23 protein-coding genes are annotated in these 25,953 nt (G+C 63.5%); 9 read left to right on the forward strand and 14 right to left on the reverse strand.

Going from position 1 to position 25,953, the window contains the following annotated elements; genetic code table 11:
- Positions 1-62: 62 nt before the first annotated feature.
- The 7 genes from JQ575_RS18110 to JQ575_RS18140 all read right to left on the reverse strand — a co-directional run bounded on the left by JQ575_RS18110 (position 63) and on the right by JQ575_RS18140 (position 7,925).
- The gene (locus JQ575_RS18110; protein ID WP_212034578.1) at positions 63-1,130 is read right to left on the reverse strand and encodes an alcohol dehydrogenase; all 1,068 of its coding nucleotides are present in this window, start codon (positions 1,128-1,130) and stop codon (positions 63-65) included.
- Positions 1,131-1,239: 109 nt separating this feature from the next.
- A complete protein-coding gene (locus JQ575_RS18115; protein WP_212034579.1) occupies positions 1,240-2,220 on the reverse strand; it encodes an ABC transporter ATP-binding protein in 981 nt (326 codons plus the stop codon).
- Positions 2,217-3,212, reverse strand: coding sequence for an ABC transporter ATP-binding protein (locus tag JQ575_RS18120; RefSeq protein ID WP_212034580.1), 996 nt, complete (start codon positions 3,210-3,212; stop codon positions 2,217-2,219). Before JQ575_RS18120 ends, JQ575_RS18115 begins: the two co-directional genes overlap by 4 nt.
- The gene (locus tag JQ575_RS18125) at positions 3,209-4,081 is read right to left on the reverse strand and encodes an ABC transporter permease (protein WP_212034581.1); all 873 of its coding nucleotides are present in this window, start codon (positions 4,079-4,081) and stop codon (positions 3,209-3,211) included. The genes JQ575_RS18120 and JQ575_RS18125 overlap by 4 nt, the downstream gene beginning before the upstream one ends.
- A complete protein-coding gene (locus JQ575_RS18130; protein WP_212034582.1) occupies positions 4,068-5,018 on the reverse strand; it encodes an ABC transporter permease in 951 nt (316 codons plus the stop codon). Before JQ575_RS18130 ends, JQ575_RS18125 begins: the two co-directional genes overlap by 14 nt.
- A 6-nt stretch (positions 5,019-5,024) precedes the next feature.
- Positions 5,025-6,566, reverse strand: a complete 1,542-nt coding sequence (locus tag JQ575_RS18135) for an ABC transporter substrate-binding protein (RefSeq protein WP_212034583.1) — start codon at positions 6,564-6,566, stop codon at positions 5,025-5,027.
- Positions 6,567-6,719: 153 nt separating this feature from the next.
- Entirely contained in the window at positions 6,720-7,925 is a 1,206-nt protein-coding gene (locus JQ575_RS18140) for a CaiB/BaiF CoA-transferase family protein (RefSeq protein ID WP_212034584.1), read from the reverse strand.
- A 191-nt stretch (positions 7,926-8,116) separates the two neighbouring features.
- On the opposite strand from JQ575_RS18140, the gene glgA reads away from it, so the two are divergent.
- Both glgA and JQ575_RS18150 read left to right on the forward strand, forming a co-directional pair.
- Positions 8,117-9,544: a glycogen synthase GlgA gene (gene glgA, locus JQ575_RS18145; RefSeq protein ID WP_212034585.1), complete on the forward strand. Its 1,428-nt coding sequence runs from the start codon at positions 8,117-8,119 to the stop codon at positions 9,542-9,544.
- A gap of 265 nt (positions 9,545-9,809) precedes the next feature.
- The gene (locus tag JQ575_RS18150) at positions 9,810-10,106 is read left to right on the forward strand and encodes a hypothetical protein (RefSeq protein ID WP_212034586.1); all 297 of its coding nucleotides are present in this window, start codon (positions 9,810-9,812) and stop codon (positions 10,104-10,106) included.
- Between the two features lie 107 nt (positions 10,107-10,213).
- Here the strand turns inward: JQ575_RS18150 and JQ575_RS18155 are convergent, their stop codons facing one another.
- The 3 genes from JQ575_RS18155 to JQ575_RS18165 form a co-directional block, all read right to left on the reverse strand.
- Positions 10,214-12,160, reverse strand: a complete 1,947-nt coding sequence (locus tag JQ575_RS18155) for an alkyl/aryl-sulfatase (RefSeq protein ID WP_212034587.1) — start codon at positions 12,158-12,160, stop codon at positions 10,214-10,216.
- A gap of 43 nt (positions 12,161-12,203) precedes the next feature.
- Positions 12,204-14,024, reverse strand: a complete 1,821-nt coding sequence (locus JQ575_RS18160; RefSeq protein WP_212034588.1) for an NAD(P)/FAD-dependent oxidoreductase — start codon at positions 14,022-14,024, stop codon at positions 12,204-12,206.
- Positions 14,025-14,117: 93 nt separating this feature from the next.
- Positions 14,118-14,546, reverse strand: coding sequence for a DUF1772 domain-containing protein (locus JQ575_RS18165; protein WP_212034670.1), 429 nt, complete (start codon positions 14,544-14,546; stop codon positions 14,118-14,120).
- A 53-nt stretch (positions 14,547-14,599) separates the two neighbouring features.
- On the opposite strand from JQ575_RS18165, the gene JQ575_RS18170 reads away from it, so the two are divergent.
- Complete coding sequence (locus JQ575_RS18170; protein WP_212034589.1) at positions 14,600-15,073, forward strand: MarR family winged helix-turn-helix transcriptional regulator; 474 nt, start codon at positions 14,600-14,602, stop codon at positions 15,071-15,073.
- Between the two features lie 164 nt (positions 15,074-15,237).
- Here the strand turns inward: JQ575_RS18170 and JQ575_RS18175 are convergent, their stop codons facing one another.
- Entirely contained in the window at positions 15,238-16,242 is a 1,005-nt protein-coding gene (locus tag JQ575_RS18175; RefSeq protein WP_212034590.1) for an ABC transporter substrate-binding protein, read from the reverse strand.
- Between the two features lie 110 nt (positions 16,243-16,352).
- Here JQ575_RS18175 and JQ575_RS18180 point away from each other — a divergent pair, with 110 nt between their 5' ends.
- From JQ575_RS18180 to JQ575_RS18205, 6 genes are all read left to right on the forward strand, one after another.
- On the forward strand, positions 16,353-17,000 hold the full coding sequence (locus JQ575_RS18180) for a TetR/AcrR family transcriptional regulator (RefSeq protein WP_192734844.1): 648 nt from the start codon (positions 16,353-16,355) through the stop codon (positions 16,998-17,000).
- A gap of 229 nt (positions 17,001-17,229) precedes the next feature.
- Positions 17,230-18,000 carry an ABC transporter permease gene (locus tag JQ575_RS18185; RefSeq protein ID WP_212034591.1) on the forward strand — a complete coding sequence of 257 codons (771 nt, stop codon included), beginning with the start codon at positions 17,230-17,232 and terminating at the stop codon, positions 17,998-18,000.
- A gap of 15 nt (positions 18,001-18,015) precedes the next feature.
- Complete coding sequence (locus tag JQ575_RS18190) at positions 18,016-19,053, forward strand: NAD(P)-dependent oxidoreductase (RefSeq protein WP_212034592.1); 1,038 nt, start codon at positions 18,016-18,018, stop codon at positions 19,051-19,053.
- Complete coding sequence (locus JQ575_RS18195) at positions 19,040-19,864, forward strand: GNAT family N-acetyltransferase (RefSeq protein ID WP_212034593.1); 825 nt, start codon at positions 19,040-19,042, stop codon at positions 19,862-19,864. The genes JQ575_RS18190 and JQ575_RS18195 overlap by 14 nt, the downstream gene beginning before the upstream one ends.
- Positions 19,865-19,871: 7 nt before the next feature.
- A complete protein-coding gene (locus JQ575_RS18200; protein ID WP_212034594.1) occupies positions 19,872-20,927 on the forward strand; it encodes a dihydrodipicolinate synthase family protein in 1,056 nt (351 codons plus the stop codon).
- A complete protein-coding gene (locus tag JQ575_RS18205; RefSeq protein ID WP_212034595.1) occupies positions 20,915-21,703 on the forward strand; it encodes an ABC transporter ATP-binding protein in 789 nt (262 codons plus the stop codon). Before JQ575_RS18200 ends, JQ575_RS18205 begins: the two co-directional genes overlap by 13 nt.
- 155 nt (positions 21,704-21,858) lie before the next feature.
- Here JQ575_RS18205 and JQ575_RS18210 read toward each other — a convergent pair whose 3' ends face one another.
- The 3 genes from JQ575_RS18210 to JQ575_RS18220 are packed head-to-tail and all read right to left on the reverse strand — an operon-like array spanning position 21,859 to position 25,760.
- Positions 21,859-22,962 carry an ABC transporter ATP-binding protein gene (locus JQ575_RS18210; RefSeq protein WP_212034596.1) on the reverse strand — a complete coding sequence of 368 codons (1,104 nt, stop codon included), beginning with the start codon at positions 22,960-22,962 and terminating at the stop codon, positions 21,859-21,861.
- A gap of 28 nt (positions 22,963-22,990) precedes the next feature.
- Positions 22,991-24,022 carry an ABC transporter substrate-binding protein gene (locus JQ575_RS18215; RefSeq protein WP_249166728.1) on the reverse strand — a complete coding sequence of 344 codons (1,032 nt, stop codon included), beginning with the start codon at positions 24,020-24,022 and terminating at the stop codon, positions 22,991-22,993.
- A gap of 22 nt (positions 24,023-24,044) precedes the next feature.
- Positions 24,045-25,760 (reverse strand): iron ABC transporter permease, encoded by a 1,716-nt coding sequence (locus JQ575_RS18220; protein WP_249166729.1) that lies wholly within the window; start codon positions 25,758-25,760, stop codon positions 24,045-24,047.
- Positions 25,761-25,953: the final 193 nt, after the last annotated feature.

Here is a 25,953-nt window from a genome sequence, read left to right on the forward strand (position 1 = left end):
AATCCATGCCGCGGCATAACGGATAGGTGGATTGCTTCGCTTCGCTCGCAATGACGGGGAACCTACGGCGTCAGCACCGCGCGCCCTACCAGCTTGCCCTTCTGCAAGTCAGTCAGTGCCTCGTTGGCCTTGGCGAGCGGCATTGTCGTTACCGGGATCGGCGCGATCTTCTTGGTGCGGACCAGATCGAGCAACTCCTGGGTTTCGCGCAAATTGCCGACATAGCTGCCCTGGATCGTGATGGCCTTGATCGGAATCAGCGGCAGCGCCCAGGTCGCCCCGCCGCCGAACAGGCCGACGATCACGAGCTTGCCGCCCTTGGTCAGGCAGTCGAATCCGAGCTGCGTGGTCTGGGCATTGCCGACGAGGTCGATCACCGCGCGGATCGGCCCGCCCGCCTTTTTCTGCAGCTGCTCCAGTGCATCAGCGGCCTTGCCGTCGACGGTCGCAAGCGCGCCTGCCGCCTCGGCGGCTTCGCGTTTGCGCGCGTCGATATCGACCATGATCGCGCCCTTGCCGCCCATCGCCTTCAGCAGCGACAGCGCCATCAGGCCGAGGCCGCCGGCGCCGAAGATCACGATCGGCGTATGCAGGACGTTCTCGACCTTTTTCAGCGCGCTGTAGGTGGTGACACCCGAGCACGCATAGGGCGCGGCGGTGACGGGATCGAGCCCGTTCAGGTTCAACAGATATTTCGGGTGCGGCACCGTCATGTGATCGGCATAGCCGCCGTCGCAATAGACGCCGAGCGAGTTCGGCTTGACGACGCACATGTTCTCGTCGCCGCCGACACAGGTCTCGCATTTGCCGCAACCGAGCCAGGGATAGACCAGCGTGACGTCGCCGACCTTCAGACCACCGCTCGCGGCCTTGGCCTCGGGACCGAAGGCCAGAATCTCGCCGACGGTCTCGTGGCCCATCGTGCGCGGCAGCGAGACGCCGCGGTCCTTCAGCGACAGCGGCTTGCGCCCGTGGCCGAGATCGTAGCCGCCCTCCCAGATGTGGAGATCGCTGTGGCAGACACCGGCGGCCTTCACCTTGATCAACACCTGCGACCCCGAGGGCTCCGGTGTCGGATGATCGACCTCTTTAAGGGGGGCATTGAACTCGGCGACCTGGAAACTCTTCATCGTTTCTCTCCCGTCATTCTTGTTCTTGAACAGTATTTTCGAGCGGACATTTACTCGGGACATTGCCACGTCCGCCCGGGCGAGACAAACGCACTTGATCCTTCGATATTCAGATCAGCGGATGATGGCAAGCCACGAACTGGCCGGACGCCACGGCGCGAAGTTCCGGCACCTCGTCGCTGCATCGCTGATCCGCTCTGGGGCAGCGGGTCCGAAAACGGCAGCCTGACGGCGGCGAGATCGGCGATGGCGGCTCACCGACCGGAACGGTCTCGGCGGGGCGCACGTCGGGATCGGGCACCGGGATCGCCTCGATCAACAGCGCGGTATAGGGGTGCGCCGGCTTTGCGAACAGTTGCTCGGACGGACCGACCTCGCACAAACGCCCGAGATACATCACCGCGACGCGGTCGCTCACCGCCTTCACCACGGCCAGATCATGCGCGATGAACAGCAGGGTCAAGCCATAGCGCGCCTTCATCTCCTCCAGCAGATTGAGGATCTGGGCGCGGATCGAAACGTCGAGTGCGGAGACCGGCTCGTCGCAGACGATGAATTCCGGATTAAGCACCAGCGCGCGCGCAATGCAGATGCGCTGGCATTGCCCGCCGGAGAATTCATGCGGCAGCCGTCCGACCACGAGCGCCGGATCAAGACCAACGGCGCTGAGCGCCTCGTCGACGAGCTTTTGGCGTTTGGCCGCATCCTTGACGCCTGAAATGATCAGCGGCTCGGCGATGATATCGCCGATCCGCCGCCGTGGGTTCAGCGACGCGATCGGGTCCTGGAAGATCAGCTGCACGCGCTGGCGCATCAGGCGCAACGTATCGCCCTGCATCGCCGTGAGATCCTGGCCGTCGAACAGTACCCGTCCCGACACCGGCCGGCGCAGCTGCAGCACCGCGCGGCCGAGCGTGGACTTGCCGCAACCGGATTCGCCGACCAACCCAAGCGTTTCGCCGCGGGCGATCTGCAGGGAAACGCCGGATACTGCGTGCACGATCTTGTTGCCGACCGGATATTCAACGACGAGGTTATCGACGTCGAGCAGCGGGTCGTTTGAAACGGCGGGTAAGGCTTGCTGCATCATGCGCCGGCACCCGCGCTGGTGTCGATCGGACGGAAGCAGGCAAATTGGTGACCGGGCGAGTCCGATTCCTCAAGCCGCGGCTTCTCGACATGGCATTGTGCCCACGCATAGCGGCAGCGCGGCGAGAACGAACAGCCTTTCAGCGGCCGGGTCGGATCGGGTGGACGGCCCGAGATCGCCGGCAGCGGCGTATGTGGCGCGGCGTCGATCTTTGGAAGCGCGGCAAGCAGCGCCTCGGTATAGGGCATCCGCATTTTCTTGAACAAGGCCGGCGTCGGCGCACGCTCCACCACGCGGCCGGCATACATGACAGCGACTTCGTCGGTGCGGCCCGCGACGACACCGAGGTCGTGGGTGATCAGGATCATCGCCATATGCCGGCGGCGCTGTTCGCGCGCCAAGAGATCCAGGATCTGGGCCTGGATCGTGACATCGAGCGCGGTGGTCGGCTCGTCCGCGATCAGCAGCTTCGGTTCGCAGGACAGCGCGATCGCGATCGCCACCCGCTGCCGCATGCCGCCCGACAGCTGATGCGGATATTGCGTCAGCCGCTGCTCCGGCGCGGGAATGCCGACCGCGGCGAGCAACTCGACGCTGCGTTTGGTCGCCGCCCGCATATCGAGCTCGAGATGTTCCTGCAGCGTCTCGATCAACTGGGTGCCGATGGTCAGCACCGGATTGAGTGAGGTCATCGGGTCCTGGAACACCACCGCCAGCGACCGGCCGCGCAGCTTGCGCAGTTTTTCCGGTGAGAGCTGCAGCAGACTCTGGCCATCGAACATCACGCGGCCGGAGAGTTTTGCTTTTTTCGGCAGCAATTGCAGGATCGCGCGGGACAGCATGGTCTTGCCGCAACCGGACTCGCCGACCACGCCGAGCGTCCGACCGGCGCCGACGGTGAGGTCGACACGGTCCACCGCGCGCAGATTGCCGCGCGGCGTCGGTAAATCGACGATGACGTCCTCGATGGAGAGCAGCGTACTTTCTGTCACAGCGCGCCCTGACGGGGATCGGTGAGCGCCCGGAGCGTGTCGCCGACCAGGTTAAAGGACAATACGGTCAGGAACATCGCGATTGCGGGAATGAAGGCCAGCCGGGGCGCCATCTCGAGACTTTCGCGCCCCTCCCCGATCATGCTGCCCCAGCTCGATATCGGCGGCGGCACGCCGAGGCCGAGGAACGACAGCGAGCCTTCGGCCACGATGGTGATGGCGACGGCGAGCAGGAAGAACGCAAACAACGGCAGCATGACGTTGGGCAGCAATTCGCGCAGCAGGATGCGCGCATGGGTCGCGCCAAGCGCCTGTGCCGCGATCACAAATTCGCGGCGCGCCAGTGTCAGCGTTGCCGCCCGCGCCACCCGCATGAAGGCGGGAATGCCTAACAGTCCTAGAATGAAGGTCAAATGCAGGATCGACTGGCCGAGATAGGCGGTCACGGCCAGCGCCAGAATCAGCGGCGGAAACGCCAGCAGCACATCCATGCTGCCGACCACCACCGATTCGAACCGGCCGCGGAAATAGCCGGCCAGGATGCCGAGCGCGCCGCCGAAGGTGAGCCCGATGATCGGCGCACACAGCCCCACAATCAGCGATATCCGCGCACCGTAGATCACGCGGGCGAGTTCGTCGCGGCCGAGGCCGTCGGTGCCAAGCCAGTGCTCTGCCGAGAACGGTGCGCGCTTTTCCAGCATGTCCATGTCGGTCGGGCTCGGCAGCGGCAGCACGTCGGCGAAGATCGCTACCGCAAACACGAAAATCATCCAGACGATTGCCATCCAGAACAGCGGCCCGAGCCGGCGGCCACGCCGCGCCGGGACTTCCGCAACTGACGCGTCGATGCCGAGTTCAAGCGCGGCCATGGCGAATCCTCGGATCGAGCATCGCATAGAGCATATCGACGATGAAGTTGATCAGCACGAACCCTGCGCCGACCAGCAGCACCACGCCCTGCAGAATGATGAGGTCGCGCGTGGCAATGGCGCCGACCAGGAGCCGGCCAATTCCCGGCAGCGCAAAAACCGTCTCGACAATGACGGCGCCGCCGATCAATCGCCCGATGTTGATTCCGGTGATCGTGACCAGCGTCAGCGACGAAGGCTTCAGCGCATGCACGAACAGGATGCGCGATGCCTTGAGGCCTTTGGCCTTGGCCAGCGCGATATAATCCTCCTGCAGGGTTGCGATCATATCGGAGCGAAGCACGCGCATGATGCCGGGCCATTCGGCGAGCGCCAGCGTCAATGCGGGCAGCACCATGAACCGCAGGTTTTTGGCAGGATCTTCGCCGAACGGCACGTAACCCGTCGCCGGCAGCCAGCGCAGCTCCACCGCAAACAGATAGATCAGCAGGATCGCCGACAGGAAAGTCGGCACCGACAGCATGCCGAAAGCGGTGCCGGTCATGAAGCGATCGAACGGACCGCCGCTGCGCGCCGCACAAATGATCGCCAGGGGAACGCCGATCGCGAGCGCGATGACCTGGGCCAGGACCATGAGTTCCAGCGAGATCGGAAGCCGCTCGGTAACCGCCTGCAATACGGTTTGTCCGGTGCGGAACGATCGGCCCAGATCGCCTTGGAGGATGTTACCGAGCCAGCCGAAGTAACGCACCCAGATCGGCTGGTCCAATCCCATTTCCTGACGAAGGGCTGCGACCTTCTCCGGCGTCGCCTGGTCGCCGAGGATCGTGTAGGCGAGATCGCCCGGCAGCAGCGACGCGATCAGAAACGTCAGCAGCGATACCGCGATCAGCACCGGCACGAGATACAGGAGCCTTCGCGCGACAAAACCCAGCATGCGCTGTTAGTCCAGCCAGACGCGGGATACGTCGACGATTCCGCTGTACATCTTCGGCAAGCCTTTAACCTTCGCGCTCGACATTGCGTAATAGGTGTTCTGGAAGGTCCAGTACCAGATCGCTTCCTTGTTGATCAGCCGGCTGATGGCGCAGTAATCCTCGGCGCGCTTGGCCTGGTCGGCGGTGACCCGCGCGCGGTCAAGCAGTTGATCGAGTTCGGGGTTCGAATAGTTAGCCAGTGCGACCGGGCTGCCGGTGCGGAAATTGGCATACATCTGGACGTCGGGATCGGCGAGATCGACGATCCGCCATGGCGTGACCTGGAACTGGCGCATGAAGGCACGTGGCGGGATCGTAGCCTGGTCGACCTGCTCGATTTCCATGTTGGCGCCGGCCCGCTTCCATAATTGTTGCAGCACCTGACCGACGGCGCGCCCACGTGGCGTCGCCGTGACCAGCATCTTGAATTCGACCGGCTTGCCGTATTCCTTGATCAACGCCTTGGCCTTCTCGAGATCTTCGGGAAGCGCACCATCGTCCTTGCATTTGACCCAGGAGCCGTCGCCATAGGGGTTGGTGGCCGGCCGGGCCAGGCCATTGGTAAGCGCCTGCGACATCTTCTTGCGATCGAGCGCCATCACCAGCGCCTGGCGCACGCGGACGTCGTCGAACGGTGCGACCTTGGTGTTGAAGGCGGCAACCGCCGCGCCGGAGCCGGCATAGGTATGCACCGTCAGCTTCGGATCCTTCTGCGCCTTCTGGATATTGTCGGCGTCAGCCTCGTCGTCCCAGATGACATCGGCTTCGCCGGATTGCAGGCTGGCGAAACGCGACTGCGCGTCCGGCAGCGGCTTCAGGACGATGCGATCGAGATAAACGCGGTCCTTGTCCCAGTAGTCCGGGTTCTTCTCAAGCACCAAGCGGTCGCCCGCGGTCCAGGATTTCAATATGTACGGTCCGGTGCCGACCGGATTGCGGTTGTAGTCGTCCCCCTTGGCTTTCCACGCCGTCGGTGAATGCACGGAATTGTTTCCGCTTGCGAAGCTCACCAACGCCGGCATGTTCACCGAAGGGTCCTTCAGATTATAGACCACCGTCAGTTCGTCGGGCGCCTCCACGGAATTGACGAACGCGATGTAAAACGCGCAACGGCACTTGTTGGCGGGATCCTTCTGCCGGTCGACATTGTCCTTGAAGGCTTGTGCATTGAACGGTGTGCCGTCGTGGAACTTGACTCCGGGCCGCAGCTTGAAGGTCCAGGTCTTGAAATCTTCGGAGGACGACCAGGACACCGCGAGCTTCGGTTGAACGACGCCCTTGTCATCGAGATAGGTGAGGGTGTCGAAGATCGCCGCAGCCGCCGTCAAGGCGGCCGTATCGTACACGCCAACCTTCAGCGGGTCGAAGCCTGCAATATCGAGTTCGAGCCCCATCGTGATGCTGCCGCCCTTCTTCTGGGCGCTGGCGGGAACGGCACACAGCGAGACCGCAAATCCCGCCACAAGAAATAATCGCGCGAGTGCGCTCGAACGGACCGCAGCTGTCATGGATGCTCCCTCTCAAAGTGTCGTCCGTCCGGTGTTCCGGATCGTCGATGGCTGACGGTAAGATTGTCTGGAATCGCAGTCCCGGGCAAGGCCGTTCGCAAGGCGGGATGAAAAGCCGCAGGCTTGAGCCTCATTGCCGATACGCGATCGCCTTCAACCGCGCGCCGACTTCGGCGGTTTGCCGGCAAAGGCCGCGATTTCGTCTTCCGACAGGCCGGTCTCTTTCAGATAGGCACGCGTGTGCTCGCCAAGCGTCGACATGCGTTTCGCGGCTGAAACCCTGGCGCCCGACATGCGGAACGGCAGATTGAGGACCTTGAAGCTGCCGCCGCCATCCCAGACCTCCGCCAACGCGCCGCGATGGGCGATCTGCGGATCCTTCAGCGCCTCGGCCACCGTGCGATAGGCCGATGACGGCACGCCGTGCTCATTGAGCGCGACGAGGCACTGCCCGGTCGTCACCGCGCGCGACCACGCCTCGACGCCCTCCATCAGGCTGCCCCAGTTTTCACGGCGATCGGAATATTTCGCAAAGCGCGGGTCGCTCACCCACTCTGGATGACCGATCACCTTCATCAGGCTCTGAAAGGTTTTTTCGCTGGCGATCGCGACCATGACATAACCGTCCGAGGTTTCGATCGGGCCGAACATCGGCCGCTGCGTCGCCTTGACCTCGAATTGCGACCACTGCAATTCGTTCAATGTCAGGCTCAGCATCGATTCCAGCATCGAAACGTCGATGTGCTGGCCCTTTTCGCTTCCCGCGCGCTGATACAGCGCCGCCGAGATCGCGCCGAACGCGTAGACGCCGGTGAGCACGTCGGCATGATAGATGCCGCAATAGTCCGGCCGGGTGCGCCCGGGCTGATAGGCCAGATGCGCCATCTCATACCCCGAGGCCGCATGGATCACCGGCGCATAGGCCGGCAGTTCGGCCGACGGCCCGGTCTGGCCGTAGCCGGAGATCGAGCAATAGATCAGTTTCGGATTGAGGGCATGCAGTGAAGCGTAATCGAGCTTCAGTCGCCGCATCACACCGGGGCGGAAATTCTCGACCAGCACGTCCGCGTTCGCCACCAGCCGGCGCACCGCCTCCACGCCTTCGGGCGATTTCAGATCGAGCACGAGGCTGTTCTTGCCGACATTGAGCTGCCCGAACGCGGTGCTGCAATGATTCCGCACCGGCGGGCGGGTCCGCATCGTCTCGCCTTCGACGGTTTCGATCTTGATGACCTCGGCGCCCATGTCGGCGAGCATCCGCGTGCAGTGGGGTCCGGCGATCGTGGTTGAAAAATCTATAACGCGCAGGCCGGCGAAGCTCCCTGTCAAATTCCCCTCATCCGCATTATCTATGGTCATACTCGAAGCTCCCTCGGCCTTGCGGCTTCTCATTCGCCTTTGGTTTTCGTGGCGCGGCATGACCCTAAATTGCGCGGTCACGGCATGGAAGCGTTTCTCCAGGAACCACCGGCTATCTGGCGCATTGCCGTAGATAAAAATTGGACCCTTTCTTGCATAAGTCATAGTTCAGGTTGGTACGAGGGCGTTCCTTGAAGGTCTTATTCGTAACCACGGAAATGGATGACTTCGTCCGGGTGGGCGGTCTTGCCGCCGTTTCCGCCGCCCTGCCCCGGGCGCTGCGCCCGTGGAGCGACGTCCGGATCATGTTGCCCGGCTATCGGGACATCCTCGAACAGTTCACCCACATTGAAATCGTTGGGCAATGCGCGCCTTTGGCCGAGATGCCGGCCTGCTCGCTCGGCCGGGCGTCGACGCGGGACGGGCTGCCAGTTTATGTATTGTTGTGCCCACAACTTTACGACCGGCCGGGTAACCCCTACGGCGACGAATCCGGGCGCGACTGGCCGGATAACGACATCCGTTTCGCGCGATTTGCATCTGCGGCGGCCGAACTCGCCGCAGGCACTCTGGACAAGAATTGGGCAGCGGATCTGGTCCACGCCAATGATTGGCAGGCCGCTCTCACACCGGCTTACCTCGCCTGGAAAGGCGTCAAGGTCCCCTCGATCCTGACCATTCACAACCTGGCCTATCAGGGGCTGTTCCCGCGGGAGTCGCTGCGGCGGATCGGCGCGCCCGAAGCCTCCTTCCACATCGACGGTCTCGAGTTCTACGACCAGATGTCGTTCTTGAAGGGCGGCATCGTTTACGCCTCGCATCTGACCACGGTCAGCGCGACCTACGCAAAAGAGATCACGACGCGCGAGCTTGGCTGCGGGCTCGAGGGCCTGCTGCGGCAACGCTCGGACGCTTCGGAATTGACCGGCATCCTGAACGGCATCGACGAAAGCTGGGATCCGCGCGCCTGCGCGCAACTGGCGCAGCAGTTCGGCGCCGGCGATTGGCAAGGCAAGCAAGCCAACGCCGACTACGTCCGCAAGCAGTTTGGTCTTGCGGTATCGCGCGGACCGATCTTCGGTCTGGTCGCCCGTCTCGTGCATCAGAAGGGCATCGACCTCGTTCTGTCCGCCGCCGACGCGATCGTCGAGGCCGGCGGACAAATCGTCGTTACCGGCAGCGGTGAGCCGCATATCGAACAGGCGCTGGTCGATGCGCATCGCCGCAGGCCGGACGCGATCGGCGTCGTCATCGGGTTCAACGATGGACAGGCGCGACGAATTTTCGCCGGCAGCGATTTCACGCTGATGCCTTCGCGGTTCGAACCGTGCGGACTGAGCCAGATGTATGCGCAGCGGTTCGGATCGCTGCCGATCGGTCACCAGACCGGCGGGCTGGCGGAGACCATCAAGGACGGCGAGACCGGCTTCCTGTTCTCGCAGCCGTCGGCGGAGTCCTTCCTCGGCGGCGTGCGCCGCGCATTCGATGCCTTCATGGTGAAGGACCGCCTCGACCTGATGCGTCGCAGCGCCATGGCGCGGTCCTTTAGCTGGGATCTTTCGGCCTCGCTCTATAACGCGCTGTACCGCAACACGGTGGGCTCGCACGCTGGCGCCTGAGGGCGACTGCCGGCGGCGCTGTTGACCATACGGCGCGTGATCAGCCCCGACGCCCGATAGTCGGCCCCCGGAAGCACCTTCCCGCCGCATACCCTGCACGGGGCCGCGCCGCTTGCCGGAGGGGCCGGCGACAGCGTCGCAGCAGGTGCTCACCTGGTTCAAACCACTTTTTTGGGTGGCGCGCTCGAACCGCCTTCCATCTGGCATCGTCGAACTCATGTGCGAACCATTCCGGTTTCGCCGAACCGAGAAATGGAGAGTTTAGATGTCGATGAAGTCGAAATTGTCTTTGGCCGCTCTCGCCGGCCTCGTTGCGATCAGCGCCCTGGCAACCACCAGCGCCAACGCTTTTTCTCCGCTGCGGATGTGTGACGAAACCTCGCCGAGGCTGGGTTGTGGAAGTGGCTGGTTCTACCAGGAGGAGGCCCGCTCCAAGCGTCTGCCAACGCCCCCGCGTCACCAGGCCTTCGGTAGCCGCGAAGATGCCATGCTCAGTGCTGGCGGCGGTGGCGGCGGCGGTGGTGGCGGCGGCGGTGGCGGCGGCGGTGGCGGTGGCCGATAAGCTGCACTGACCCCTATTACGAGTAAGACGCCGCCGGGGTGACCCGGCGGCGCTTCGTGCTTCAACGCCGCGATGAAGACTGCTTGATCTGGGCGACGGCGGACCGCTCAGGTCACCGCTGTCCGCTTCGGTTCGACGATCTCGAACATGCGCGGGAATTCATCCATCAGCATCATCAATTCGCCAAGCCGCATCGGATTGCCGCTGACCTTGAGCGCGCCGCTGCCGACCGCTTCCGGAAACGTCGTCAGTTTGGCGATGATTTCGTCGAGCACGCTGCGCGCCAGCGTGAACGTCGCATCGGCATCCGCCGCCTGTGCGCCCGCCACGTAAGTCAGCGCGCTGTTCTCCAGATTGAGCACGAAGTTTTCGTTGGTGTCCGTAAATTGCCAATTCAGCACGATAAGCTTGCCTTCGGCCTTGGGGCCGTTGAGGCGCACGCCGAGCACGTCCCACAGCTGTCCGGTGCGCAGCGCCGCCAGCGTTTCGCGCGGCATCGCCGCGCGTGCCGGCACCTTCGGCATGCCCAGCCGCAATTCCTGCGCGCCGAACAAATAGGCGTTGCGCCAGGTCGAGCTCTCCGAAGCATAACCGAGCTGCTCGAGCGTATCGGCCAGCATCGCGCGCGCGGCCTGATTGTCGGGATCGGCGAATACGAGATGGCTGACGGCCTGCGCCACGAAGCGGAACTCGCCTTTGGCGAAATCTTTTCGAGCGCGATCGAGGATCGCCTCCGCACCGCCCATATACTCGACATATTTCCGGCCGGATTCGACCGGCGGCAGCGGATCGAGATTGACGGGATTGGCGTCGTACCAGCCGAGATATTTCTGGTAGATCGCCTTCACATTGTGCCTGATATGGCCGTAGTAACCGCGCCCGTGCCAGGCGCCGTCGAGGCTCGCCGGCAGTCTGATCGTCTCGGCGATTTCGGCCGCGGTGAGGCCGTGGTTCATCAGGCGGATGGTCTGGTCGTGCGCGAACTTATAAAGATCGCGCTGCTGGCGGATCATGGTGTCGATCCGCTCATGGCCCCACACCGGCCAATGGTGCTGGCCGCACATCGCATCGGCCTTGCCGCCCCACATTTGCAGCGCCTCGCCGAGATATTTCGACCAGGCCAGCGCGTCGCGGACGTCGGCGCCGCGGAACGGCAGCAGATTGTGGAAATTATGCGTGCAGTTCTCCGCCAGATTCAAAAGCTTGTAGCGCGGGATGAAGAAATGCATCTCCGCCGGCGCCTCGGAGTTCGGCGCCATCTGGAACTCGAACTCGAGGCCATCGATGGTGCGCTTGTCGCCGGTTGCAATGATCAGGTCGGTCGGGCGCAGCAGCGCAACCGATCCCGCAGCCATCGACTTGCCGAGACCGCAATCGACCTGCCCGTGCACGCCCTTGGCCAGCAGCGGCCCGAATTGGTATTGCGCCCGGCGCAGCATCGCCGGGCCGGCGATGATGTTTTCGGAGACCGCGTGCTCCATGAAGAAGTTCGGCGCTAATATCGGCACCCGGCCGTGTGAGAGCGTTTCGTCGTCGAGCACGCCGCGCGCCCCGCCCCAATGGTCGGTGTGGGTGTGGGTGAAGATCACGGCCACGACCCGTCGTTTGCCCCGGTGCTGGAAGTACAATTCCATCGCGGCGCGGGCGCCCTCGATCGAGGTCAGCGTGTCGACAACGATCACGCCGCTGTCGCCCTCGATCAGCGTCATGTTGGCGATGTCGAGCCCGCGCACCTGATAGACACCGGAGACTACTTCGAACAGGCCGTGATGCATGTTGAGGCGCGACTGCCGCCACAAGCTCGGATCCACGGTCGCGGGCGCTTCTTCGGCCGAAAGAAAGCCATAGGGCTCGAGGCTCCAGACCACCCTGCCCTGCGGCGAGGTCACCTTCGCGTTTTCGATCGTGCCGATGAATCCCCGCGCCGCATCGTCGAAATCGCGCGTGTCCGAAAACGGCAGCGCCTTGAGCGTCGCCGCGTGCTGCGCAATGACCGATGCGGAAGCTTGCTTGGGAGTTTCCTTGCGTGCTTCCGCACTTGTTGTTTGGGTCATAGTCGTTCACTCCCTCGCGTCGCAAAAAGGATCCGTAACAGCTTCAGCGGAACTCCAACCCTTCGAAGTCACCACTGCTGCGCCACGTGTCGATATATTTGAAATAGGCCAGCGGGCCTGCGGGATGGCCGACATTCAGCTTGGCCGCCGGACCGGGTTCGCGCCCCTCATTGTTGTAATAGCCGGGGGTGCAATCCGGCGCGCCAATCATCCGCCCGGCGCCGGTCAACAGCAGCTCGACCCATTTGTCCTCGGCTTCCCTGGTGACTTCGATCTGCCTCAAGCCGTTTTGCCGTGCGTGCCTGACCATGACGGCGATAGTCTTTGCGGCTTCGGTCAAATTATGCGGCACGTTCGAGATCAGGTTTGCGCCCTGCGTCGGCTGCACGAAGAAGGCGTTCGGAAAACCGTGGACGTGGATCCCGTGCTTGGATCGCATCCCCTCGGCCCAATGCTCCGACAGCTTGACGCCGCCCCGGCCCGACATGTCGAAGCCCGACCGGCGCTTGTATTCGGTGCCGACCTCGAAGCCCGAGGCGTAGATGATGCAGTCGAGCTGGTATTCCCTGCCCGCGACGACGACGCCCTTCTCGGTGATTTTCTCGACGCCCTTGCCGTCGGTATCGACTAGGTGCGTGCCCGGCGTGTTGAACGCCTGCAGGTAGGAATCGTGGAAGCACGGCCGCTTGCAGAGCTGGCGGTACCAGGCCTTGAGCTTTGCCGCGGTCTCGCGGTCACCAACGATGGTGTCGATCCTCGATCGGATCTCCTCCATCTTCTCGAAGTCGGAGTCCTCAAACGCCGCCAGCATCTTGGCCGGAACCCGCTCCTCGCGCGGCAGCTGCATGATCTTGGCCCGGATCCGCCGCGACAGGTCGGTCCAGCCGTCCTGGACCAGATCTTCCTCGGCATTGCCGCCGGCCTGGTTGGCCGTGAAGTTTTCCAGCCAGCGCTGCTGCCAGCCGGGCGTGGCAATCCCCGAGAACCATTCCGGATCGATCGGCGCGTTGGCGCGGACATCGACGGAGGACGGCGTGCGCTGGAACACGTAGAGCGCCTTGGCCGCGCGGGCCAGATGCGGCACGCACTGCACGGACGTCGCTCCGGTACCGATGATGCCGACGCGCTTGTCGGCGAGCTTGTCCATGTGCGCGCCCGAGGGATCGCCGCCGGTGTAATCGCAATCCCAGCGGCTGGTGTGGAACGAATGTCCCTTGAAGGCCTCGATGCCCGCAATGCCCGGAAGTTTCGGCACGTGCAGCGGCCCCGTGCCCATGCCGACGAACTGCGCCGTGAAGGCATCGCCGCGGTTGGTGGTGACGATCCAGCGCGAGTGCGCTTCATCCCATGTCAGATCGGTGACCTCTGTATGGAACAACGCGTTGTCATAGAGGCCGTACTGCTTTCCGATGCGCCGGCAATGCGCGAGAATTTCCGGCGCGTGCGCGTATTTCTCTGATGGCATGTGCCCGGTCTCTTCGAGCAGGGGCATATAGACCATTGAGGCCGTGTCGCATTGCGCGCCGGGATAGCGGTTCCAGTACCAGGTGCCGCCGAAATCGCCGCCCTTCTCGATGATGCGGATATCCTTGATCCCGGCTTCCGTCAGCCGCGCGGCGGTGGCAAGGCCCGCAAAGCCGCCGCCGATGAAGGCGAAGGTGACGTGGTCGGTCCTGGGATCGCGAGGGGTGACCGGCGTATAGGGATCGTCCAGATAATGCGCCAGCTGTCCCTTGACCTCGATGTACTGGTCGTTGCCGTCGGGACGGAGCCGCTTGTTGCGCTCCTCCATATACTTCGCCCGCAGCTGCTCCTTGTCGAAAGCGCGGCTGCGCAGGTTTTGCGGTTCGTCCGTGACCGTCATCCGAAATTGCCTCTAATCTGCTGCAGATATTCCCGTAGCCGACACGCAGTAAGCGTCCGCACGGCGAAAAGATCAACCGGGCGAAAAAAGGCGTCAGTGCTGCGCCCAGAGATAGGCTGCGGTCGCGGCGAACCCGAGCGCGGTTCGCACGGTGTGCAGCCCTCCCCAATGCACGATCAGGCGGCGCGACTCCGGGCCGGCATCGGCGGCGGCGATGGCGTTCAGCCTGCGGTTCGTCGGCATGATGCCGAACATCGTATAGGGCCAGTTGGCCAGCATGAGAATCGCGCCAACGGTCCAACGCCAATCGCCGGTCTGCCACGCCGCGGTCAATCCCAGAATTCCCGATATCACCGCGCAGCTCGCCTGCATCGCAAAGCCGCGCGCATAGCTGGGTTTCCATTGCGTCAGCAGGCTCCTGTCATCGAGCAGCAGACGCGCCGGCTGTTCGGCGAAATTGATGAAGAAGGCCGCGCCGGCGAAGGCGGCGGCGACGACGGTGGCCAGTTGTCCGATCAGCATCATGACGCACTCCCATATTGACAATATGTTGTCATTTCGTATACTCATTGCCAATGAGAAGCAAGCCACATACGCCAGCTGGACAGGCCCTGACCGGGCTGATCCTTGCCATATTCCGGCTCAACGGCCGGCTGTTGCTGGCCGGCGACCGGCTCGTCGCCGGCCTCGAGCTCAGCAGCGCGCGCTGGCAGGTGCTGGGCGCCATTGCGCTGGCCGAGCGGCCGCAGCCCGTGGCGTGGCTGGCGCGCAACATGGGGCTCAACCGTCAGGGCGTTCAGCGCATCGTCAACGAACTGCGGGATGAGGGCCTGCTCGAACTGCAGCCCAACCCGCACCACCGGCGGGCGCATCTGGTCGTGCTGACCAAGCGGGGGAAGGAAGCGTTTGAGGCCGCGACAAAGCTTCAGGTGCCGTGGGTGAATGCGCTAGCCGACGGCGTCAGCCTGAAGGATCTTGCGACCACGCAGAGGGTGGTTGCGGAACTATGCGAGCGGCTGGAAGCAGGGTCGAGTGAGGATACTGGCTAGCGAGGGCGAATAAACACTCAGCCGCGCTCTCCGTCATGCCCGGGCTTGTCCCGGGCATCCACGCCTTTCTTTCCAGTATCGAAGCAAGCAAGACGTGGATGGCCGGGTCATCTGGCGCGAAGACGCGCTTCGCGCTTGCCCGGCCATGACGAGGAAACCGCCTCTTACTTCTTCACCTTGCTCGCATCCATCTTGATGCTCGTGTCGAGCATCTTGGTCGAGAACGCGGTGCCGACCTCGAACGGCTTTTCCATGCCGAGATAGGTCTGCACCAGTTCATAGTCCTTCTTCATCCGCTCGGCATCGATCCAGCCCAGCGCCTTGGTGGTGGTGAAATCGTCCGTCATCAGGAACTTGATGCGTTCCCACTGGCGTTCCTGGTTCTCCTTGTCGAGCCCCGAGGCGGCATCGAGCAGCGCCTTCAGGCAGGGCGCGACGTCGGCGACGCAGGCGGCAAACGCCTTCTGGCTGACCTTGACGAAGGCGTCGGCGATCTTTGGATTCTTTTCCAGGTAGGCGCCGTTGACGATCAGCGAGTTACCGTACGGGTTGAGCCCGATATCCTTCCAGTTGACGTAGCCGAGGTCGGCACCGAACTCGATCACCTTGAGATCGTGCTCGTTGTAGAAGTCGCTGATGATATCGACCGTATGGCTCTTCAGCGCCGCGATCTTGGCGGTCGGCCCGACATTGACAAAACTGACCGCGTCGGGCGCGATGCCGGCAGCCTTGGCGAACGCCGGCCACATGACCCGCGACGCGTCGCCGGGCGGATTGCCGATCTTGTGGCCCGGAAAGTCCTTGGCGCTGTTCACGCCATAGCTCTTCAGCCAATAGAACGTCTGCCCGGTGTTGGCGTAGATGCTCATCAGCGCCACGACGTCGGCGCCCTTGCTGCGCGCCACCAGCATGGTCGCGAGATCGGCGATGCCGAACGGCGAACCGCCGGAGCCGACCTTCAGCGACGACACGCCGGAACCCTTGCCGGTTTCGATGGTGAGATCGATGCCGGCTTTCTCGTACCAGCCCTGCGCCTTGGCGTAATAGAACGGCGAATGGTCCGCGGTCGGCGCCCAGTTCAGGATCAGGTTGACGGCCTCGCCGGCATGAGAGGGAGCCGCCTGAACCGCAAGCGCAAGTGCCAGTGACGCAATCTTCAAGCCCTTCATGGCATCTCTCCTGGTTTGCAGACTGGTAATATCCCGGCCTTGTCGTTGCACGCCCGCGACGTTACCAATGCAACAAGGACGAGACGGAATTGTCAACTGTTTGGTTGGAAATGCCTATAAGACGAGCTGATAGCACCGGGCCCAAGCGGCGCGATCCGGCGGCGACGCGGGAGAAGCTTCTGACGGCGGCACGCCGTGAATTCGCCGATAGTGGCCTCGCCGGGGCCCGGGTCGACGAGATCGCGGCGCGCGCCGGCGTCAACAAGCAGCTGGTCTATCATTACTTCGGCGACAAGGACGCGCTGTATCTGGCGGTGCTGGAATGGGTCTATGAGGAAATCCGCGCCCAGGAACGCAAGCTCAACCTCGAAGGCCTGCCGCCGCAGCAGGCCATCAAGCGGCTGATCGAGGCTTCCTTCGACCACCTCGCCGCCCATCCCGACTTTATCGTGCTGCTGAACGACGAAAATCGCGGCGGTGCCCGCCATGTGCGCGGGTCCCGCAAGCTGGAGGCGATGCACTCGCCGCTGGTCAGCATGGTTTCCACCATTCTCAGTGAGGGCGTCCGGGCCGGCGTGTTCCGCAAGGGAATCAACGCGGTGCATCTCTACATTTCGATCGCGGGGCTAAGTTATTTCTACTTCTCGAACACCCCGACCCTGTCGGCAATCTTCGGCAAGGACCTGTCGAGCCCGACGGCGAGGCGCGCCCGCCGCAAGCACGTGGTCGACCTGGTGATGCAGTCGCTGCGGCCGTGAGGGCCTGTCGTCCCGGCCTTGAGCCGGGACCCATACGCCGCGGCGGCTTTGCGAACGGTATCTAACGTTCGCGTCCTCACCGATAGGCCGCGGAGTATGGGTCCCGGGTCAAGCCCGGGACGACGGCGGATAGATTCCTAATCAACCAACTGGTTGAAAGTTGGACCGCCCCGCGATAGACTGCCACCGCACGCCCGGGAACCGGACGCGCCCCAACAAGGAGTACGCAGTGTCTGGCGATGCAGGGCGATCGGCGAGGACGGTGGCGATCATCCTGATCGCGCATCTTGCCGTGATCGTGCTCTGGCAGGTGCTGGTCGACGCCTTCCAGGTGCCGAAATTCATCCTGCCCTCGCCGCTGGCCGCGTTCTCGACCCTGACGTCGGCCAAGTATGCCTGGCTCTCCAACCTCTGGGTGACGGGGGCCGAAATCCTCGGCGGCTTCTGCCTCGGCGCGCTGGTCGGCGTCATGCTGGCGGTCATGTTCACCTGGTCGCCGCTGATCAGCCTGTTGCTGCTGCCGCTGTTCGTCACACTGAACATGATCCCGAAGGTGGCGCTTGGACCGCTGTTCATCGTCTGGTTCTCCTACGGCATCTTTCCGAACATCCTGATCGCGTTTTCGATCTGCTTCTTCCCGATCCTGCTGACGACCGCGCGGGGGCTGAGCGAGGTCGAGCCTGATCTGCTGGATCTGGTGAAATCGCTGCGCGGCTCGCGCTGGACGCTGTTCCGGAAGATCCAGCTGCCGGGCGCGCTGCCTTACGTATTTTCAGGCATGAAGGTCGGCGCCATCCTGGCGGTCGCGGGCGCCATCGTCGGCGAGTTCATCGCCTCGGAGCGCGGGCTCGGCTACCTCATGATCCAGGTGCAGGCCTCGCTCGATACGCCGGCGATGGTGATGGCCGTCATTCTTCTGACCCTGCTCGGCGTGGCGCTGTACGGCCTGGTGCTCGGCCTCGAGCGGCTGTTCGTGGTCCGTGACGTCAGGCTGCAATAGGACAAGGGAACAGGCATGCTGCTGACACGCGACCATCTGCCGGAGACGATTCCGGATATCGCCGCCCTCGACGAACTGCTGTGCCGACCGAGCCAGGCGCTGATCGACGACCTGTGCAAGGTCGACGGCGACATCATGGTTCTGGGCGTAGCGGGCAAGATGGGGCCGACGCTGGCGGGGCTCGCCAAGGCCGCCGCACCGGACCGGCGGGTGATCGGCGTCGCACGCTTCAGCGATGGCAGCGTCAAGGACTGGCTGCAGGCCCGCGGCGTCGAAACGATCAATTGCGACCTGCTCGACGAAGCCGCGATCAAGGCGCTGCCGAAAATTCAAAACATCATCTTCATGGCTGGCCGCAAATTCGGCGCCGAGGGCGACCTTTCGCTGACCTGGGCGATGAATTCGCACGTCCCGGCAATGGTGGCACAGGCCTTTGCCGGTTCGCGGATCGTGGCGTTCTCGACCGGCTGCGTCTATCCCTTCGTGCCTGTGAGCGGCCAAGGCGCCGACGAGGACCTAGCGCCAAATCCGCCCGGCGAATATGCGCAATCCTGCGTCGGGCGCGAGCGCATGTTCGAATATTTCTCGCGCAGGCATTCGACGCCCGGCCGGCTGTTCCGGCTCAACTACGCGATCGATATGCGCTACGGCGTGCTGCACGACATTGCGAGCAAGGTGCTGCAAAGCAAACCGATCGATGTTAGCCTCGGCCATGTCAACTTCATCTGGCAGGGCGATGCATCGTCGCAGGCGTTGCGCTGCCTCGCACATTGCGACACGCCGACGTCGCCGATCAATGTCAGCGGTCATGAAATTCTCGCCGTGCGCGATCTCGCCGCCAAATTCGGCCAACGGCTTGGAATTGCGCCCGTCATCATCGGCAAGGAAGAGCCGACGGCGTGGCTGACCAATACGTCGCAAGCCGTAAGTTTGTTTGGCCTGCCTGTTGTCGATACCGAACAGTTGATCCGCTGGACCGCCGACTGGGTGTCGCGGTCGATGCCGAGCCTCGGCAAGCCCACCAAATATGAGGTGCGCGATGGCCGCTACTGAGTACATCGAGCTCATCGAACTCGGCGTCGGCGATGGGCCGGCTGGATTGCTGTTGTCGACGGAGGCGCACTGGAACCAGAACGAGGCCGACTGGCGGTTTTTCCTGAGCAGGGGAATCGTGTTCGGGGTGCGTGACGGCAAGCAACTGGTCGCGACCGCGGCGCTATTGCCCTACTCCGCCGGCAACGCCTGGATCAGCATGGTGCTGGTGACCGCGAGCTGGCGCCGCCGCGGTGTCGCGACCCGGCTGGTCGACGCCTGCCTCAACGCTGCGACAAAGCGCGGCCTCACCACCTGGCTCGACGCGACGCCTGATGGAGCCAACGTCTATGGCCCGCTCGGTTTCACACCGACGCTGCAATTGCGGCGGCTTCGGCTGGAAGCCCCGAAAGGCGTGAGCGCCGCGCAATCGCTATCGACCTGCAGCTTCGCCGATTTCATCGCACGCGATGTCAGCGCCATGGGGTTTGACCGCAGCGCTCTGCTGACCGAGTTCGGCGGCCGCGCCGGTTCCCGCATGGTATCATCAGGCAACGCCGTTGCGCTGGTCCGTGACGGCCGCACCGCGCGCCATGTCGGACCTGTGTTTGCCGAGACCCACGAAAGCGCGCTGACCCTGGTCGATACCATCGTACGGTCAGAGCAAGGCCCGTGGCTGCTCGACGCCGTGCATTCGCAGGACGATTTCCTGCGCGGGCTCACCAACACCGGCTGGACCATCGAGCGGCCGTTCCAGCGCATGCGGTTCGGCCGCGCCACCATGATCGCGGCCGAACTGCCATTCGCCGTCGCCGGCCCGGAATTTGGATAGGATTTTCATGCACCACAGCGAAATCAAATGCGAGGTACGAAAACTGATCGCCGACGGCACGGTGATCCCCGCGCATCCGCTGGCGCTCCATGCCGATCGCACGCTCGACACCCGGCACCAGCGCGCACTGTCGCGCTACTATATCGATGCCGGCGCCGGTGGCCTTGCGGTGGGCGTGCATACCACGCAGTTCGCGATCCGCGATGTCGGACTCTACAAGCCCGTGCTGGAACTGGCGGCGCAGACCGCGGCCGACTGGACCAAGCGGCCGCTCGCGATGGTCGCCGGCCTCGCCGGCCCGACACAGCAGGCGACTGCAGAGGCGCAGATTGCGCGCGGCATCGGCTACCACGCCGGCCTGCTCAGCCTTGCCGCGATGAAATCTGCTTCCGAAGACGAGATCATCGCGCATTGCGAGGCGGTGGCGCGCGAGATTCCGCTGGTCGGATTCTACCTGCAGCCCGCGGTCGGCGGCGTCATTCTCAGCGCAAACTTCTGGCGGCGGTTTGCGGCCATAGACAATGTCATCGCGATCAAGATCGCGCCGTTCAACCGCTACCGCACCCTCGACGTGCTGCGCGGCGTGGCCGCCGCCCGCGCGCTCGACCGCGTCGCGCTCTATACCGGCAATGACGACCATATCCTGCTCGATCTGATGCTGCCGTTCGACCTGCGCGACAACGGCGTTACCACCCGCACTTACTTCAAGGGCGGTCTGCTCGGCCACTGGTCGGTGTGGACCGCGGCCGCGATCAAGCAGTTCGAAATGTGCAAGGCCGCGCGCGGCAAGGACGCCGTGCCGGCGGACCTCCTGGCACTCGACGCCCGCGTCACCGATTGCAACAGCGCGTTCTTTGACGTCGCCAATAATTTTCACGGCTGCATCGCCGGCTGCCATGAAATCCTGCGGCGGCAGGGATTGATGCAGGGGCTGTGGTGCCTCGATCCGGCCGAAGGGCTGAGCCCCGGCCAGATGCAGGAGATCGACCGCGTCTGCCGCGAGCATGCCGATCTCTCCGACGACGCCTTCGTCGCCGACCATTTGCAGAAATGGCTGGCATGACGGCGGAAGAGCCCTTCATAAGCCTGCGCAACGTCCGCAAGGTCTACCGCTCGAAAGGCACGGAATTCCTGGCGGTCTCCGACGTCACCATGGACGTCAGCGAGGGCGAACTGGTCTCGCTGGTCGGACCATCCGGTTGCGGCAAGACCACGGTGCTGAAGATTCTGGCCGGGCTGCACGAGGCCGACGGCGGCACCATCAAGATCGGCAATACCAAAACGCCGTTCGACCCCGCGCGAGATATCGGCATGGTGTTCCAGCAGGCGCTCTTGCTGAAGTGGCGCACCATTCTCGACAACGTGCTGCTGCCGGCCGAAATCGTCGGTCTGCCGATGAAGGCCGCGCGCGCCAGGGCCCGCGATCTGCTCAATCTCGTCGGCCTTGCCGGTTACGAAGACAAATATCCGCAGCAACTGTCCGGCGGCATGCAGCAGCGCACCGCGATCGCGCGCGCCTTCATCCACGATCCCAAACTGATCCTGATGGACGAACCGTTCGGCGCGCTGGACGCCCTGACGCGCGAACAGATGAACCTAGAAATGCTGCGGATCTGGCGCGAAAGCGGCAAGACCATCATCTTCGTCACCCACAGCATCCAGGAAGCCGTGTTCCTCGCCTCGCATTGCGCGGTGCTGACCGCAGGTCCCGCGCGGATGGCGGAGTACTTCCCGATCGACCTGCCGTTTCCGCGCGATCTGCCGATCAAGACCACGGACGAATTCGGTGCGTATGCACGGCGGATTTATGGGAGTTTGGGAATGGGGCCGAGCGAGTAAATCTGAGTTCGTCATTCCGGGGCGATGCAAAGCATCGAACCCGGAATCTCGAGATTCCGGGCCTGGTGCTAACGCACCATCCCGGAATGACGGTTGGCTTCGTCGTCACGCTCCCCGCAACGACGGAACGTGAACTACCCCGGCGCTATCCATCGCTATTCATACGACACCGGGCCGGTGTCACGATAGGCCCAGCAGCTTTCGCGCGGCAGCGACACCGGGGTCTCGATGCCGACCTGATGCCGGGCGGCGGTGCCGAGTTCGACCACCTCCAGCCGGCGGCCGAACAATTCGATGCCATAGGCGGTTTGCGTGCCCTGGTAGCGGCGATCGAGCACGCGTGCCGGAAAGGTGTTGGCGCCGTTGTGCTGGCCGATCGTGATGTTCTCCGGGCGCAACGCGATGCGCACCTTCTCGTCCGGATCCAGCGCATGCAGCAATGCCACCTCGCCCCGGCGTCCGTCGCCGAAATCGACCGTGCCAAATTCACCGTTGCGAGACACCAGCGTGCCCGGAAGTTCGTTGGTGGCGCCGGTGAAATTGGCGACGAACAGATCCGCCGGCCGGTTATAGATCGCGTCAGGGGTATCCATCTGCAGCAATTTGCCGTCGCGCATCACGCCGATGCGGTCGCCGAGCACCACGGCTTCGGCCTGGTCATGGGTGACATAGAGCGCCGTCATACCGGTCTGCTTGAGGATCACGCGCAGATCGTCGCGCAAACGTAGCCGCAGTTTGGCGTCGAGGTTCGACAGCGGCTCGTCGAGCAGCAGCAACTGCGGCCGGTAGACGATACTGCGCGCCAAGGCGACGCGCTGCATCTGGCCGCCGGACAGTGCGACCACCGGGCGCTCGGCATATTCCGACAGGCCGACCAGTTCGAGCGCTTCATCGACCTTGCGGCGGGCGTCGGCGCGCGAAATCTTGCGATGCTTGAGCGGATAGACCACGTTCTGCCGCACCGTCATATGCGGCCACACCGCATAGGACTGAAACACCATGCCGAGTTCGCGAAGGCGCGGCGGCACGAGGATGCCGCTGGCGGGCGCCGACACGATCCGGCCGGCGATGCTGATCTCGCCGTCGGTTGGATGTTCCAACCCCGCCACGCATCGCAACGTCGTGGTCTTGCCGCAACCGGACGGTCCGAGCAGCACCACGATCTCGCCGGCCGGCACGGCGAAGCTGACGCCGTCGATCGCCGGACGGCCGACCGCAAACTGCTTGCGCAGGTCCCTTACCTCGAGAGTCGCCGTCATGAAGAAGCCTGCGTCATGCGTAGATCGCTCACTGCCGGTGACCGTAGGTCTTGTCCCATTCCGCCACCCATGGCTCGTGCAGCTTGACGTATTCGTCGAACTTGGGGAACCAGACCTTGACCACCTTGGGATCGAAACCTTCGGGGTAGACCGGCGCCACCTTGAGCGAGGTCAAATTGCCGAGCTCCCTGATCATGAAGGTTTGCCCCTCCTTCGACAGGCACCAGTTCAAAAAAAGTTTTGCGGCATTGGGATTGGCGGCGGTCTTGGGAATTCCCGTGGCGTAGGGATTGACCGGAGCGCCTTCGGGCGGGAAGAAGATCTTGATCGGCGCGCCGTCCTTCTGCTTCGGATAGATCGCATTGTAGAGCAGCGGACCCATCGCGACTTCGCCGCGCACCAGCGAGTCCGACATCGGCGCGCCCGACGGATAGAGGATCGGACGGGTCGACGCCTGCTTGGCCCAATAGTCCTCACCCAGCACCTGGCGCTCGAACATCACGCGGGTCCAGGTGGTGCCGCCGGACCGGGCGAACACCTGCCCGGTCTGCTTGTCGTATTCCTTCTTGGTCAGATCCATCCACGACTTCGGCGGATTCTTGACCAGTTCAGTGTTGTAGGCAATCGACCACACCAGCGTGACGCGCGGCCACAGTTTCGGGGAAATCAGCGAATCCGGGTTGTAATCCGCAGCGTTCGGCGGCGCGTAGTCCTGGAACAGGTCGGCCAAAGGCTGCATCAGCGCGCGATCAGAATGATCGACCACGTCGGCGATCAACTTGCCAGCAGCGGCCTCAGTCTTGACGCGGGTAATGAGCTGGCCGCCCGGTGCGCGCACCATCTCGACCTTGATCTCGGGGAAGCGCTTCTGGAACTCCTTGATCACCTGCTGCTCGACCTCGGCGAAATTCGCCGTGTAGAACACCAGTTTCCCCTCCTTCTTCGCCGCCGCGATCAATTCGGGCGAGCCGAATTCCTGCGCCTGCGCTGGTGCGCCCCACAGGATGCCGAGACCGGCGACGCCGGTCAGCGCCATTTTGGTGAAGATCCGTCTATTCATAGCAATCCTCCCTCGAGTTTTTTTATCCGGTGCGGGCGACGCCGCTCTGCGTCGCCTCGCGCGACAGCCAGTTTGCGCCGCCGATGAGAACGCCGAGCAGAACCGTCTGCACCAGGCTGAATGCGGCGGTCTTGCCGAGATTTCCGCCTTCGTAATAGTCGAGCAGCAGCACCGACATCACCATGGTGTTGCTGGTGTAGAGAAACAGCGACGAGCCGAGTTCGCGGATCGCCAGCACGAACAGCAGCGTCATCGATGCGATCACGCCGGGCCGCGCCAGCGGCAGCACGATGGTCCGTATGGTGGCGAACATGCCCTTGCCGCAGACCCAGGCGGCTTCTTCCAGCTCGCGGTGGATCTGCATGAACGAGGTCGACAGCGCCTTGACGGTGTCGGGCATGAAGCGCGCGATGAATGCCAGCGCCAGAATCCAGATCGTGCCGTAGAGCCCGCCGGGAATCCCGATCCAGGCCCATAAATAAGCGACGCCGACCACGAGGCCGGGAATCGCGACCGGCACGGTCGAGATCAGGTCGATCCAGCGCCGCCCAGTCACCTGTGTGCGGTGAATGGTGTAGCCGATCGCAAACGCCAGCGCGCCGCCGACCACGGCCGTGATCACGCCGACCTCGACCGCATTGTAAATCGACCGCAGCGTCAGCGGATTGTCGAAGATGCTGTTGAAATGCACCATCGAGTATTGGCGCATGTCGAACAGGCTGGCGACATCGCGGATGAACATGAACTTGCGGAACGCCGCCACGATCAGCGCGAGCAGCGGCAGCACCACCACGATCAGCAGATAGACGATACCGATGGCGAACGTGAACCAGCGCCAGCGCCCGAGATCGAGGCTGCGCGGGCGGAACGCCTTGCCGGCCACCGTCGTGTAGCTGCGGCCGCTGAGCACCCTGTTCTGCAGGAACACCAGCGCGCCGGTCACCACCATCAGGATGATCGCAACCGCGGCAGCCGTGTTGTAGAGCGGCGGCGACCAGTTGGTGAGCTTGAAGATGTAAGTCGTCAATAGCGCCAGATTGGTCGACGACCCCAGCACCGCCGGAATGCCGTAGATGCCGAGCATCACGATGAACGACAGCAGCATGCCCGAGATGATCGCCGGCATGATCAGCGGGAACGTCACCGAGAACAATGTCGCGAACGCGCTGGCGCCGGAAATCTCGGCGGCCTCTTCCAGGCTCGGGTCCATGTTGCGCAGCGCCGAGGAAGTGAACATGTAGACGTAGGGCGCGTAATAGATGCCGAACACGAACACCAGGCCCCACAGCGAATAGAAATCGACGCGCCAGTCGAGCCCGATCCATTTGAACATGGTGTTGATCAGGCCGGTCTTGGGCGAGCCGAGGATCGCCCAGGCCACGCCCGCGACCAGCGGCGGCGCAAACAATGGCAGGATGCTGGCGGCGGCGATAAAGCCCTTGAACGGCGTATTGGTGCGAACCACGATCCAGGAGAACAGCAATCCGATCACGACCGCGATGGCAGTGCCGCCGCCGCAGGCGATCAGCGTGTTGAGCAGCGCCTCGCCGACATTGGGATTCGCCAGGACCACGAGAAAATTCGCGATCGAAAGATGACGCAGGCTGATGCCCTCGACCACCGGGTTGGTGTCGGTGAGCGCCCCCAGCAGCAGCATCAGGATCGGATAGATGACGAGAAAGCCGAGAATAACCAGCAGGAGCACAACCCACAGGTTGGCCCACACGCGCCGACGCATCCCCTCACTCGCGCTACGCATCGCTTCGCCGCGCCGGCTCGCCTGTCCGTCCAAAGCGCTTCCCCTTGGCCTGCGACCGTCCGTTTTCGGATCTTGCGCCCGCAATGCGCGGCGAGCCTAGTCGATCAGACGGCAGGCGGGAAGTAGCACAAAGTCGGCGGCTCAAAATGCCGCGGAAGCCCGCCTTCGCATA

This window comes from Bradyrhizobium sp. JYMT SZCCT0428 (assembly GCF_018131075.1).
Classification (GTDB): Bacteria; Pseudomonadota; Alphaproteobacteria; order Rhizobiales; family Xanthobacteraceae; genus Bradyrhizobium.